Below are 12,537 nucleotides of genomic sequence, written 5' to 3' on the forward strand. Positions count from 1 at the left end.
CTACGGGGTTTCATCCGAAGGAGGAACCCACCATGTCAGATCAAAAAGTAGCCATCGTCACCGCCGGCGGCAGCGGCATGGGCGCCGCCGCGGCGCGCAAGCTCGCGGACGACGGCTTTCGCGTGGCCATCCTGTCCTCGTCGGGCAAGGGCGAGGCGCTGGCGCAGGAACTCGGCGGCATCGGCGTGACCGGCTCCAACCAGTCGAACGACGACGTTCAGCGTCTCGTCGACAAGGTCGTCGCCGAATGGGGCCGCATCGACGTGCTCGTGAACAGCGCCGGCCACGGCCCGCGCGCGCCGATCCTGGAGATCAGCGACGACGACTGGCACCGCGGCATGGACGTCTACTTTTTGAGCGCCGTGCGCCCCGCGCGCCTCGTGGCGCCGTACATGGTGAAGCAGGGCGGCGGCGCGATCATCAACATCTCGACCTTCGCGGCCTTCGAGCCCGATCCGGTGTTCCCGACCTCGGGCGTGTTCCGCGCCGGCCTTGCGGCCTTCACCAAGCTCTTCGCCGACCAGTATGCGAAGCACAACGTGCGCATGAACAACGTGCTGCCCGGCTTCATCGACAGCCTGCCCGAGAAGGACGTGTTCCGCGAGCGCATCCCGATGGGCCGCTACGGCCGCAGCGCCGAGATCGCCGCCACCATCGGCTTCCTGGCCTCCGAGGGCGCGGGCTACATCACAGGACAGAACCTGCGCGTGGACGGCGGCATCACGCGCTCGGTCTGAGCTGAGTCAGCAACGGCGCTCCCTACAATCGGCGCCCATGTGTTCCCGGATGCCCCGCTTTCCCATCCGCCGCCGGCAGTCGGGCTGCTCGCGGCCGACGCCTCCCTGACGCGGGCGGCGTGAAGCGCGGCGGCTCACGGCCGTCGCCATCCGCACGGAGGCCGCATGCCGGCCCTCTCTCTCTTTTCCTGTTCCGCATCGCGGCGCTCTTGCGGCGCCTGCGGACTGTTGCCGTTTCCCATGTCTTCTACCCACAGTCGCCTGCGCACCGAGTGGTGCCCGAGCATTCCCCGCGAGCTGATGGCGGGCGCCGTCGCCACCTTCGCGCTCATCCCTGAGGTCATCGCCTTTTCCTTCGTCGCCGGCGTCGACCCGGCGGTCGGCCTCTTCGCTTCTTTCGTCATCGGCCTCGTGATCGCCTTCACCGGCGGCCGGCCGGCCATGGTGTCCGCCGCGGCTGGCTCGGTGGCGCTGGTGGCTGCGCCGCTCGTGCATGCGCACGGCCTGTCGTACCTGCTGGCCGCGGGCGTGCTCGCGGGCGCGATGCAGATCGTGTTCGGCCTGCTGCGGCTCGGCGTGCTGATGCGTTTCGTGTCGTCGTCGGTGCGCACCGGCTTCGTCAACGCACTGGCCATCCTGATCTTCGCGGCGCAGATGCCGCACTTCATCGGCGCCAACACGGCGACCTGGGCCATGGTCGGGCTCGGGCTGGCCATCATCTACCTGCTGCCGCGCCTGACGACCGCGGTGCCGTCGCCGCTGGTGTGCATCGTGGTCGTGACGCTGGTGGGCCAGTGGCTCGGCCTGCCGCTCAAGACCGTGGCCGACCTCGGGCACTTGCCCGATGCGCTGCCCACGTTCGCGTTCCCCTCGGTGCCGCTCACGCTGGAGACGCTGCGCATCATCGCGCTGCCGGCCTTCGCGATCGCGATGGTCGGCCTGCTCGAATCGATGATGACCGCAAGCGTGGTCGACGAACTCACCGACACGCCGAGCTCGAAGAACCGCGAGTGCAGCGGCCTGGGCATCGCCAACGTCGCGGCCAGTTGCTTCGGCGGCATCGCGGGCTGCGGAATGATCGGCCAGACCGTGAGCAACGTGCGCTACGGCGGACGCGGGCGGCTGTCGACGCTGTTCGCCGGCGCCTTCCTGCTGATCCTCATGGCGCTGCTCAAGCCCTGGGTGTCGCAGGTGCCGGTGGCGGCGCTGGTCGCGATCATGGTGATGGTGTCGGCCTCGACCTTCGACTGGGGCTCGCTGCGCACGCTGGTGCGGCATCCGCGCATGTCGAGCGCCGTGATGCTCGCGACGGTGGCCGTCACCGTCGCCACCGACAACCTCGCCGCAGGCGTGGCGGTCGGCGTGATGCTCAGCGGCGTGTTCTTCACCTTCAAGGTCGCGCGGCTGCTGCAGGTGCAGGCCGAAGTGGAAGAAGGCGGCACGCGCGTCTACCGCGTGACGGGCCAGGTGTTCTTCGCCTCGGCAGACATGCTGGTCGATGCCTTCGACGTGCGCGAGATCGACGGCGCACCGGTGCGCATCGACGTGACGCAGGCGCACTTCTGGGACGTCACCGCCGTCACCGCGCTGAGCAAGGTGGTCGAGCGGCTGCGCAAGCATGGCAGCGTGGTGGAGGTCGTCGGCCTGAATCAGGCGAGCCGCGACCTGATCCTGAAGCTCGACGCCGCGCCCGAGTAACGCGCGCGGCCCGCGTTCAGACGCCCAGGTAGCGCGTCCACAGCGACCGGTCGGCGTCGAGCGCGGCCGAGTCGCCCTGCCACACCACGCGTCCGCGTTCGAGGATCATGTGGCGGTCGGCCAGCGGCAGCAGGCGCTGCACGTACTTGTCGACCACCAGGATCGCTTCGCCTTCGGACTTGAGCGTGGCGATGCAGTGCCAGATCTCCTCGCGGATCACCGGGGCCAGGCCTTCGGTGGCTTCGTCGAGGATCAGCAGGCGCGGGTGCGTCGACAGCGCGCGCGCAATGGCCAGCATCTGCTGCTCGCCGCCCGAGAGCTGGTTGCCCGCGTTGGCCTTGCGTTCCGACAGCCGCGGAAAGAGCTTGTAGAGCGCCTCCACGGTCCAGCGCGGCGCGCTGCCGGGCCGGGGCCGTGCGAAGGCGCGCAGGTGCTCGTCCACGCTGAGGTTGGGGAACACGTGACGCCCCTCGGGCACGATGGCCATGCCGCGCCGCGCGATGGCGTCGGGCCGGTGGCCGCCGATGGCCGCGCCGCAGAACTGCACGCCGCCGCGCATCGGCGCGATCGTGCCGGTCAGCACCTTCAGCAGCGTGCTCTTGCCCATGCCGTTGCGGCCCAGCAGCGCCATCACTTCGCCCGCACCGACGCGCACGTCGATGCCGAACAGCACTTGGCTGGCGCCGTAGCCGGCTTCGATGGCGGTGGCCTCGAGCAGGGCGGTGGTCGTGGTCGTCGTGCTCATGCGTGTCCTTCCGCTTCGGTGCCGAGGTACACGGCTTGCACATCGGGGTGGCCCCGCACTTCGTCGGCCGTGCCGCTCATGAGCACCTTGCCCTGCACCAGCACCGTGAGGCGGTTGGCGAGGCGGAACACGGCGTCCATGTCGTGCTCGATGAGCAGGATGGCCATCGATTCACGCAGCGATTCGATCAGATCGACCATGCGCGCCGATTCGTCGGGGCCCATGCCGGCCATCGGCTCGTCGAGCAGCAGCAGCTTGGGTTCGGCGGCCAGTGCCAATGCCACGTCGAGCGCGCGCTGCGCGCCGTGCGGCAGCGTGCCCGCGATGCGGTGGCGCTCGCTGCCCAGGCCCACGCGGTCGGCCAGTGCGTGGGCACGGTCGACCAGCGCACGTTCGTTGGCACGCGGCGCGAGAAAACGCAGGCTGCTGCCCGCATGGGCCTGCGCCGCGAGCATCAGGTTGTCGTGCACGGTTTCTTTGGCGAACACGCGCGTCACCTGGAAGCAGCGCGACATGCCGGCGGCCACGCGCTGGTGGTCCTTGTAGGCCGTGATGTCCTGTCCGTCGAGCATCAGCCGGCCCGCGTCGGCCTCCAGCAGGCCGGTGATGAGGTTCACCAGCGTGGTCTTGCCCGCGCCGTTGGGACCGATGAGCGCATGCACTTCGCCGCGCTCCACCGTGAGGCTCACGTGGTCGGTCGCCAGCAGGCCGCCGAAGCGCTTGACCAACCCTTCGATTCTGAACAGGCTCATGGCTTGGCGCTCCCTGCGGCAGTTGCAGCGGAAGCCGCTGCTGCTGCGACCGTGCGGCGTTTCGTGGACAGTGCGGCCAAGCCGCGCGGAGCCCAGAGGGCGACGGCGATCAGCAGCAGGCCCAGCGGCATGTGCCAGTGTTCGGTGTGCTGCTTGAGCACTTCCTCGAGCACCAGCCAGACCACGGCGCCCACCGGCCCGCCCCAGCTGCGGCCGAGGCCGCCGATGACGACCATCACCACCAGCGTGGCCGACTGCGTCCAGTGCATGGTCGCGGGGCTCACGAAGCCGTTGCCGCCGGCCAGCAGCGCGCCGGCCAGTCCGGCGATCGCGCCCGAGACCGCAAAGCCGACGAGCTGCAGCCGGAACACCGGGTAGCCCAGCGCGCGCATGCGCGTCTCGTTGTCGCGGATGCCCATCAGCGCATGGCCGAAGCGCGCCTGCGTGGCGCGGTGCAGCCACCACAGCGCGAGCGCCACCACCACGAGCACCACCCAGTAGAACGTAGCTTCGTTGCCCAGGTCCAGGCCCGGCAGCAGCGTGGGGCGCGACATCAGCGTGTAGCCGTCGTCGCCGCCGTACTTGCGCAGCGACACGACGACGAAGTACAGCATCTGCGCAAAAGCCAGCGTGGTCATGATGAAGTACACGCCGCGCGTGCGCAGCGCCACCGTGCCGATCAGCGCGGCCACCAGGCCGGCCACCAGCGCGGCCATCGGCCACAGGATCCAGGCCGACATCACGCCGGCGTCGCTGAGTGCCACCACCGTGTAGGCGCCCATGCCGATGAAGCCTGCGTGCCCGAGCGCCACCATGCCGCCGAAGCCGAGGATGAAGTTCAGGCTCGCGGCGGCCAGCGCGACGATGAGCACGCGCCGCACGAAGCCGATGTAGAAGTCGAGCCCGAACAGCGGCGCGACCAGCGGAAAGGCCGCAAGCGCCACGAGGAGCAGCCCGAGGCCGAAGGTGCGTGACGAGAATTTCATGCGCGGGCCGAGAAAAGGCCGGAGGGCCGGAAGATCAGAACGACGACCATGAGCGCATACATCGCGACCTCGGCGAACAGCGGCCCCAGGTCGGCCGCCGTGGCGGGCGGCAGCGTGGCGCGCAGCAGCATCGGCACGAAGGCGCGGCCGATGGTGTCGACCACGCCGACCAGCAGCGCGGCCACGAAGGCGCCGCGCACCGAGCCGATGCCGCCGATCACCAGCACCACCAGCGCCGGGATCAGGATGGCTTCGCCCATGCCCACCTGCACCGCGACGATCGGGCCCATGAGCGCGCCGGCCAGTGCGGCCAGTGCCGCGCCGAGCAGGAACACGCCGTTGAAGATGCGACCCACGCGCACGCCCATCAGCTCGGCCATCGGCCGGTCGGACGCGCCCGCGCGCACCCGCATGCCGATGCGCGTGTGGTTCACGAGCACGTACAGCGCCAGCGCCATCAGCACGCCGCCCGCGAGGATCACGAGGCGGTACGAGGGGTAGGGCAGGCCGTCCATCAGCTCGACCGGGCCCGAGAGCGCGGCCGGCGTAGGTGCCATGATGGGCGAGGGGCCCCAGATCATCTTGACGATGTCGTCGGCCACCAGGATCACGCCGAAGGTGGCGAGCACCTGCGCCAGGTGGTCGCGCTTGTAGAGGCGGCGCATCAGCAGCACCTCGATGAGCAGCGCCACGACCACGGTGACGAGCACCGCGACCACGATGGCCGCGGCGAACGAGCCGGTGCGCGTGTGCGCCTCGGCCGCCACGTAGGCGCCGGCCATGAACAGCGAGCCGTGCGCGAGGTTCAGCACGTCCATGATGCCGAACACCAGCGTGAGGCCCGCCGCCAGAAGAAAGAGCATCAGGCCGTAGCCGATGCCGTTGAGCAATTGCTCGAGGACGAGGATGCCGCTCATGGAAAAACGAGCCGCATCACTTCATCGCGCATTTGCTGGCGTAGCTGTCGCCGTAGTTCGTGAGAACCGTGTTGATCAGCTTGTTCGTCACCTTGCCTTGCGCGTCCTTGCCGATCACGCGCAGGTAGAAGTTTTCGATGGGGAAGTGGTTGTTGGCGTACTTGAAGGTGCCGCGCGTCGAGGCGTAGTTGGCCTTCTTCAGGGCGGCGACCACGGCGTCGCGGTTCTGCGCGTTGCCGCCCGATTGCTTCACGGCGGCGTCCATCGCGAGGATCGCGTCATAGGCCTGCGCGGCGTACACCGACGGGTAGCGGCCGTTGTATTCCTTGCGGAACGCAGCCACGAAGGCCTTGTTGGCGGCGTTGTCCAGGTCGTGCGCCCAGTGCGAGGTGTTGAACAGGCCGAGCATCGGCTCGCCCACGGCGCCGATCACGTCCTCGTCGGCCGAGAAGCCGCTGGTGACGAGCGTGATGTCCTTCGACAGGCCCGCGCCCACGAACTGCTTGATGAAGTTGATGCCCATCGCGCCGGGCAGGAAGAAGTAGATCGAGTCGGGCTTGGCCGCGCGCAGCTGCGCGAGCTCGGCGGCGTAGTCGATCTGGCCCAGCTTGGTGTACAGCTCGTCGGCCACCTGGCCCTTGAACTGGCGCTTGAAGCCGCCGAGCGCATCCTTGCCGGCCGGGTAGTTGGGGGCGATGAGCACGATCTTCTTGAACGCGCGGTCTTGTGCGAACTTGCCGGCGGCCTCGTGGAACTGGTCGTTCTGGTAGGCGGTGCCGAAGAAGTAGGGGCTGCACTGCGCACCGGCGAACTGGCTCGGGCCGGCGTTGGCCGACAGGTACGGCACCTTGGCGTTGAACAGCGTCGGGCCGACGGCCAGCGCCACGTTGGAGCCGATGGGGCCGCTGAAGATATCGATCTTGTCGCGCTGGATCATGCGGTCGACCAGCTGCTTGGCCTGGTCGGGGCTGCCGGCCATGTCGGCCTGCACGAACTCCACGTCCTGCCCGCCGAGCTTGCCGCCCAGCTGCTTGATGCCGAGCGCAAAACCGTCGCGTGCCTCGGCACCCAAAGCCGCGAAAGGCCCCGAAATATCAAGGGCCAAACCGACCTTGACCGGCGCGGCGATGGCCGACACCGAGGCGCCGAGGGCAGCGCCGCACAGCAGCAGCGAGAGCAGGGTGCGCGGCAGCGCGGGCGATTTCAGGAACGTGGGGCGCATCGGTCTCTCCGGCGAAGGAAGGGTGGAAAAAGAACTGAACTGTTGATAGTTAAATACTTTAGCCATAAACAATTCGGTGTCAACGGTACTAGCACGAATGGTGCCAGTGAACCGTGTCGCTTCCGCCCCGCCGTGCCCTCGCCGGAGGGTTCCGCCAACGTCAACCAAACGGGCTGGCCGTCGCGAACCAGAGGCCGATGCCGGTCGCGATGATGAAGGCCCCGTCGGTCACGCCCGCGACCAGAAAGAACTTGGTCTGCAGCGTGTCGACCAGCTCGGGCTGGCGCGTCGTGCCTTCGAGAAACTTCTGGCCCACCAGCGCGATGCCGAGGCACGAACCGAGGGCGGCAATGCCGATCAGCAGGGCAACGGCGAGCGGGAGGATGTTGAAGCCGGTCATGGTTTTTCTCCTGGTGGTTGATGAATCGATGGACCTACTGTTCCAGAACGAGTGCATCGAATCCATGACGCGGGAGGTCATGCGCCAGACGAAAAAAAGCCGGCCGTCGAAACGGCCGGCCGGGTTCGCATCAGGTGCGAAGCTGGGCGCTTACGGCAGCTGCGTCCAGTTCTGGTTGTTGCCGCCGTTGCAGGTCCAGGTGATCAGCGCCGTGTCCTGCGTGGTCGAGCCGTTCGGCACGTCCAGGCACGAGCCCGAGGCACGGTTGCGCAGCGTGCCGCCCACGAGGCTCCACTGCGCCGTGTTGCCCGTCGAGCAGGCCACCTGCACCACCGCCGCGTTCGTGGTCGCCGTGCCGTTCTGCGCCAGGCACAGGCCGCTGTGCTCGGCGATGAACTGCACGTAGCCGCCGGTGACGGGTGTCATCGTGAACTTCTCGTTGCCCGCATTGCCGCACGGCCACTGCACCGCCGTCGCGCCGCTGGTGGTCGAGGCGCCCTTGATGTTCACGCACATCGTCGGGTTGAGGTCGGAGCGCAGCCGCGTGACGACCGCCGGGGCGGTGTCCTGCGAGCGCACGTACTCGCGCAGCGCCACCACGTCGTTCGCCGGCAGGCTGGAGGCGTTGCCGTGGCCGCCCGTGAGCAGGTCCTGCAGCGTGGCCGCCTGGCCGTTGTGGAAGAACGCGGTGGTGTTCCAGGTGCCCGACAGGGTCGGCGTGTCGAAGCCCACGCCCGCCAGCGGCTGGTTGCTGCCCTTGCCCGACGAGGTCTGGATCGTGCCCACGTCGTGCCGCAGGCCGTCGCGGGAGGTGGCACCCGTGTGGCAGGTGGCGCACTGGGCCGTGTTGAACACGGTCTGTCCGCGCACCGCGTCCACGCTCAGGCTGCCGTCCGCGGCGCGGGCCGGGCTGCGCATGTACTTGTTGAGCGAGCCCAGGTACACGGCCAGGTCGTCCAGCTGCGCGTTCCTGCCGGCCTTGGGCGTGCCCAGCGGTGCCTGCGTGGCGGTCCAGTCGGCGTTGCTCAGGAAGCCGGTGCCGCCGAACTCGTTGCGGATGTCGTTCTCGAAGTCCTGCACCTCGTCGAAGTTGGCCGTCCAGTGCAGCTTGCCGTGGCTGGTGCCGCGCCGCCCTTGCAGGCTGATGGTGCGGCGCAGGCCTTCGCCGCGCTGGGTGAAGTCCCACACCATGCCGTCGTCGCCGCCGTCCGCGTGACAGCTGGCGCAAGACATGTAGTTGTCCTTGCTCATGCGCCGGTCGGCCGCGTTGTAGAACACCTGCTTGCCGCGCAGCGCCGCGGCCGCCATCGGCTCCTGCGCCACGGTGGACACGTTCTGCAGGAAGATCGCCGCGTTGGTCTCGGCCGACAGCACCTGCGCCACGTCGTGCACCGACACCGAGCGCGCCAGGAAGTTGTTCACGAACAACCGCTTGCGCGCCGCGTCCAGGTACAGGCCGTGCGGGGCGCTGCTGGCGTTGATCTCGCCGCGCACCGCGCGGGTGTAGCTGTCGACGATGGCGACACGGTTGCCTTCCATCTGCGCCACGAACAGGTAGTCGCCGGCGGGCGAGTACAGCGCGGCGCGCGCGGGGGAGCGGTCGTCGAAGTCGATCTGCTCGGCAAACACCTCGGCGGCGCCCTGCAGGTTCACCTGCGACAGGATGGAACGCACCGTCTGGTCGTGCGGCAGGTCGGTGCCGTCACGGAAGCGGCCGCGCACGATGTTGTCCTTCTTCGACGGCAGCACGGCACGCGAACCGTCGGGCGAGATCACCACCTGGCTCAGGTAGTTGGCCACGCCGCGCGCACGGCTCTCGGTGTCGACGGTCGTGGTGTCCACCGGCAGCGGGATGGTCTGCAGCGCGGTCAGCGTCTGCAGGTTCACCTTGTGCAGCTGGCCACCCGTCATCTTCGACTTGAAGCGCGTGACGTAGGCCACCTGCGAGTCGGCGCTCACGGCGATGCCGCGCACGCCGCCCTCGAGCGCCAGCGCGCCGGTGGTGGTGCCATTGCTCGGGTCGAAGCTCATGAGCACCGACTTGCTTTCGAGCGTGAGCAGGCCCTTGGCGCCGTTGGGCGTGAAGGCCACGCCGTAGGGGCCGCTGCCGTAGGCCAGCGGGATCGACACCGACTGCGAACCGTCGGCGGCGTTGAGCGCCACCAGCTTGTCCTCGCCCTGCACCGCGACCCAGATGCGGCCGTCGGGGCCGACGGCCAGCGTCTTGGCCTCGTCGCCCACGCGCACTTCCCAGAGCTTGGCCAGGGAGGTGGCATCGACGGCGGCCACCGTGCCGCTGTCGGGGTTCACCGAGTACACCCGGCTCGCATCGCCCACGATGTTGCTCGTGTGCGTCGGCGCGGTCGCGGTGACCGGCGCGATGATGGTCACGTTGTAGGTGTAGTAGGTCTCGCGGCCGCTGCTGTCCTTCACCGTCAGGGTCACCGTGTAGTGGCCGGGGGTGGTGTAGGTGTAGTTGGTGTTCGGCACCGACGAGAAGGCCGTCTGCGTGCCGTTGCCGAAGTTCCAGCGGAACTGCACGCCGCTGGCGCCGAGCGTCGCGGGGTTGAAGGTCAGCTGGCCGTTGACCAGCTTGGGCCCGCCGCCCAGGCCCGGGTCGCCGATGATGGCCTGGCCGCGCAGCGTGTCCACCTCGGCCTGGCCGAGCACGCGGCCGTACACGCGCACCTCGGCCAGCGTGCCCTTGAAGAGCGCCGCGTTGCCTTCGATCTGGCCCATGTACTTGAACTTGGTCGACAGGCCCTTGGTGCCGGTGGAGCCGGTCGACGTGGTCTTCACCCCGTCGACGTACACCGCCTGCGCGCCCGAGGCCGCGTCGCGCGTGAGCACGACGTGGTGCCAGTTGCCGTCGTTCACGGCCGCGGTGGAGCTGGTGCCGGCGTCATTGCCCACCGAGAGCTTGATGCGCCCGTTGTTGTCCAGCCAGCCCCAGAACACGTCGTCGGTGCCGCCCGACTGGTCGCGACCGAAGATGCCGGGCGCGGTCCAGGAGTTGGCACTGCCGGCCTGCGTGGTCTTCATGTAGAAGCTCAGCGTGGCGGTGCCGCCCAGCGCGCTGGCCACGGTGTCGTTCTTCAGCTCCACGCCCGTGGTGCGGTTCGCGAAATTCAGGCCGATGCTCTCGAACGCGTCGCCGGCCAGGGGCTTGCCGCCGTTGGCGCCGATCTGGTCGGTCAGGTTGCCCGTGAGCGGCCAGTGGTGCATCAGGTTGATGTCGCTGGCGTTGCCGGTGTTGAAGGTGGAGCGGTAGTCGGCGCCGATGGCGTTGCCCGCATAGTCCTTCACGCCGTTGGCCGGCAGGAACACCTCATAGCTGGTGCCTGGCAGCAGCGCCTGCGCGGGGTGGAAGTTGACGATGCCCAGCTGCACGCTGTAGGTGCCCGCCAGCGTGTTGCCGCCCACCGGGCGCACGATGAAGGTGTTGCTGTTCACGCTCTCCGGCCGGATGCTGTCGGTCATCCCCAGGCCGATGCGCGAGGTGAGGGCTTGCTGCTTCGCACCGTTCACGGGCGAGACCTGCTTCACTTCGGGCTTGGTGGTGTCGGGCTCGACCGAGTGCACGACGAAGCCACTGCCCGAGCCGTGGTCGTTGCCCACGAAGACGAGGTTGCCGAACATCGCGACCTGGCCGTTGTCCGAATGCGAGTAGTTGGGGTCGTCCTCGCGCAGGATGCCGCCGCGGCCCACCTCCACGTGGTTGAGCGGGTTGCTCACGTCCACCTTGTGGATGCGGGTCTGCGCGCCTTGAATGACGTAGTTGTCCTGCGTGGCGCAGTACAGCTGTTCGTCGATGACGAGCCGGTTGTCTTCGGCCACGAAGCGCGAGCGGTCGCTCAGATCGTAGCTGTACATCTTGGCGCCACTGCCGCGCGCGGAGGTGTGCACGGTCTTGCCGTCGAAGCAGGTCGCGTAATAGAACGGCGTGGCGCCGGCGATCGAATCGAGCACCTTGGGGTTGAGCGGATCAGAGATGTCCAGGCTCGCGAACCCACCGTTGCTTTCCATCGCGGTCAGCACCATGTGGTTGCCCATCGTGAAGATCGGGCCGAGGCGGAAACCGCCGAGCTCGCCCGTGGGCACCGGGTTGGGTTTGCCGGCGCCGCGGTTGGCGATCACCGCGTTCGCGGGGTCGGTCGCGTCGACGATGAACATGCCGCGGCCGGCCGAGGCCACGTACAGGTAGGGCGCCTGCCACCAGAGCTGCCAGGCCACGTTCTCGTAGTCGCCAGCGTTGACGCCGGGCAGCGCCAGCTTCTTCACCTGCTTGATGTCGTTGATGTCGGTGAAGTCCCAGAACTCGACGCCGTTGATGCTGGGCAGCACCACGTAGGTCTTGCCGCCGATCTTCGCGGTGCCGAAGGAGTGCGTTTCGCGGAACTCCTTGGTGCGGCCCCCTGACGCGTCATCGGGCTCGTAGATCTTCTTCACGAGCTGGATCTGGCGCGGGTTCGACACGTCGTACAGCAAGAAGCCGCCCGGGCCGAGGCCGCTGTCCGGCGCGAAGGAGGTAAGGAAGTAGCCGTTGACCATGATGCCGGCGTTCATGCCGTAGTCCTTGCGGCCCGGGAACGTGGCGGGCACCTCGCGCGATTCGTAGGCGTCGCTGTGCGCCGGATCGAGCGGGTGGTTGGGGCTGGTGATCATCGACACCGGCTTGAACAGTTCCGCCGAGGTGTAGGTGAGGTTGCCCAGGCCCGGCCCCTGCAGCGGGAGCGGGTCGGCCACGACAGCAGCCGCTGCCGTGGCCATGTTGTTGAGGGTCGTCATCGGACTGACCCCGGTGATTGCCGCATGCGTCAGCAATGTGACGCACGGCACCAGGAACGCCATCAGGAAATACCGGATCTTCATCGTCGCCTCCAGGTTGTTTGAAGTTCGCAGGGAACCCTCTTGTCCTTGGTTCTCTCGAGTCACTCGGCTCTCTTGCAGGAAAGCGCACGCGCAGGCGCGCCCCCGGCGGGCAACGCATGCGTTGTCCGCCGTCCAGCTTCTTCTTCTGTCTTGCTCTCCCGCTGGTTGGCGCCGGCGCCTTCCGGGTGGAAGGCGTCAGCGCCGGGGC

The 12,537-nt window shown here is 68.4% G+C and carries 9 protein-coding genes; 2 read left to right on the top strand and 7 right to left on the bottom strand.

Going from position 1 to position 12,537, the window contains the following annotated elements:
- Positions 1-32: 32 nt before the first annotated feature.
- The gene (locus IG196_RS00840; protein ID WP_192194557.1) at positions 33-737 is read left to right on the top strand and encodes an SDR family oxidoreductase; all 705 of its coding nucleotides are present in this window, start codon (positions 33-35) and stop codon (positions 735-737) included.
- Between the two features lie 240 nt (positions 738-977).
- Positions 978-2,435 carry a SulP family inorganic anion transporter gene (locus tag IG196_RS00845; RefSeq protein ID WP_192194558.1) on the top strand — a complete coding sequence of 486 codons (1,458 nt, stop codon included), beginning with the start codon at positions 978-980 and terminating at the stop codon, positions 2,433-2,435.
- A 16-nt stretch (positions 2,436-2,451) separates the two neighbouring features.
- Here the strand turns inward: IG196_RS00845 and IG196_RS00850 are convergent, their stop codons facing one another.
- The 7 genes from IG196_RS00850 to IG196_RS00880 form a co-directional block, all read right to left on the bottom strand.
- A complete protein-coding gene (locus IG196_RS00850) occupies positions 2,452-3,180 on the bottom strand; it encodes an ABC transporter ATP-binding protein (protein ID WP_099794678.1) in 729 nt (242 codons plus the stop codon).
- Complete coding sequence (locus tag IG196_RS00855) at positions 3,177-3,932, bottom strand: ABC transporter ATP-binding protein (RefSeq protein ID WP_192194559.1); 756 nt, start codon at positions 3,930-3,932, stop codon at positions 3,177-3,179. The genes IG196_RS00850 and IG196_RS00855 overlap by 4 nt, the downstream gene beginning before the upstream one ends.
- Positions 3,929-4,918 (bottom strand): branched-chain amino acid ABC transporter permease, encoded by a 990-nt coding sequence (locus IG196_RS00860; RefSeq protein ID WP_192194560.1) that lies wholly within the window; start codon positions 4,916-4,918, stop codon positions 3,929-3,931. Before IG196_RS00860 ends, IG196_RS00855 begins: the two co-directional genes overlap by 4 nt.
- A complete protein-coding gene (locus IG196_RS00865; protein WP_056584164.1) occupies positions 4,915-5,835 on the bottom strand; it encodes a branched-chain amino acid ABC transporter permease in 921 nt (306 codons plus the stop codon). Before IG196_RS00865 ends, IG196_RS00860 begins: the two co-directional genes overlap by 4 nt.
- Before the next feature lie 16 nt (positions 5,836-5,851).
- Entirely contained in the window at positions 5,852-7,057 is a 1,206-nt protein-coding gene (locus tag IG196_RS00870) for an ABC transporter substrate-binding protein (RefSeq protein ID WP_192194561.1), read from the bottom strand.
- Between the two features lie 160 nt (positions 7,058-7,217).
- Positions 7,218-7,457, bottom strand: coding sequence for a F0F1 ATP synthase subunit C (atpE, locus tag IG196_RS00875; RefSeq protein WP_099794683.1), 240 nt, complete (start codon positions 7,455-7,457; stop codon positions 7,218-7,220).
- A gap of 150 nt (positions 7,458-7,607) precedes the next feature.
- On the bottom strand, positions 7,608-12,329 hold the full coding sequence (locus IG196_RS00880) for an RICIN domain-containing protein (protein WP_192194562.1): 4,722 nt from the start codon (positions 12,327-12,329) through the stop codon (positions 7,608-7,610).
- Positions 12,330-12,537: the final 208 nt, after the last annotated feature.

The organism is Variovorax sp. 38R (genome assembly GCF_014843395.1).
Lineage (GTDB): Bacteria > Pseudomonadota > Gammaproteobacteria > Burkholderiales > Burkholderiaceae_C > Variovorax > Variovorax paradoxus_H.

Excerpts from the sequence above, each read along its gene's own strand:
- IG196_RS00840 (WP_192194557.1), top strand. The coding sequence starts at position 33 with ATGTCAGATCAAAAAGTAGCCATCGTCACCGCCGGCGGCAGCGGCATG.
- IG196_RS00845 (WP_192194558.1), top strand. The coding sequence starts at position 978 with ATGTCTTCTACCCACAGTCGCCTGCGCACCGAGTGGTGCCCGAGCATT.
- IG196_RS00850 (WP_099794678.1), bottom strand. The coding sequence starts at position 3,180 with ATGAGCACGACGACCACGACCACCGCCCTGCTCGAGGCCACCGCCATC.
- IG196_RS00855 (WP_192194559.1), bottom strand. The coding sequence starts at position 3,932 with ATGAGCCTGTTCAGAATCGAAGGGTTGGTCAAGCGCTTCGGCGGCCTG.
- IG196_RS00860 (WP_192194560.1), bottom strand. The coding sequence starts at position 4,918 with ATGAAATTCTCGTCACGCACCTTCGGCCTCGGGCTGCTCCTCGTGGCG.
- IG196_RS00865 (WP_056584164.1), bottom strand. The coding sequence starts at position 5,835 with ATGAGCGGCATCCTCGTCCTCGAGCAATTGCTCAACGGCATCGGCTAC.
- IG196_RS00870 (WP_192194561.1), bottom strand. The coding sequence starts at position 7,057 with ATGCGCCCCACGTTCCTGAAATCGCCCGCGCTGCCGCGCACCCTGCTC.
- atpE (WP_099794683.1), bottom strand. The coding sequence starts at position 7,457 with ATGACCGGCTTCAACATCCTCCCGCTCGCCGTTGCCCTGCTGATCGGC.
- IG196_RS00880 (WP_192194562.1), bottom strand. The coding sequence starts at position 12,329 with ATGAAGATCCGGTATTTCCTGATGGCGTTCCTGGTGCCGTGCGTCACA.